At 59.5% G+C, this 625-nt stretch carries 1 protein-coding gene; it reads left to right on the forward strand.

The annotated features are described in order from the left end of the window. Nucleotides 1–625: transposase (locus tag M8006_RS17730; RefSeq protein WP_250084539.1), on the forward strand; the 625-nt coding region annotated here is incomplete at both ends.

Below are 625 nucleotides of genomic sequence, written 5' to 3' on the forward strand. Positions count from 1 at the left end.
CAAGAACACGATTCCAAGAGGCCATCCACTATGGGTGAAAGCGTAACGTCCTGGTCGCCGTCCTGCAACGGGTCCGTTCATGTGCAATTAAGCGGCGATGCCACCACCAGCGACGCGGGTGGACTGGTACTCCGCGAAGCGCTCGATACCAGTGGCGTGATCGACGCGCTAACGTACCATCTGGTCGATGCGCGTGACCCCCTGCGCGTACGCCACTCGCTGGCCAGCCAGCTTCGGACCGTGGTGCTGCAGCGGGCCATGGGATGGGAAGATCTCAGCGATACCGATATCCTCTACGATGATCCCCTTTGGCAACTCGCCTGTAGCGATGCGCGTAGTCTGGCGCCGTTAGCGGAAGCACGTCCGTCACAAGCCACGCTCTCTCGCTTGATCACCTGCCTGAGTGATCCAGATAATCTCGACACCGTGCACGAAGGCCTGTTGCGGTTGGCCATCTGGCGTTTGAGCAGCCTACCTGATGTTACGCCATACGCGGCTGATACGCCGATGACGCTCGATATTGATGGACTGCCTATCGAGGTCTTCGGCCATCAGGGCGGCAGTGCCTACAATGGCTACGCTGGCTCACGGATTTATTCTCCTTTGGTGGCGTCGATCGCCGAGA

The sequence above is a fragment of the Halomonas llamarensis genome, assembly GCF_023555005.1.
GTDB lineage: Bacteria > Pseudomonadota > Gammaproteobacteria > Pseudomonadales > Halomonadaceae > Vreelandella > Vreelandella llamarensis.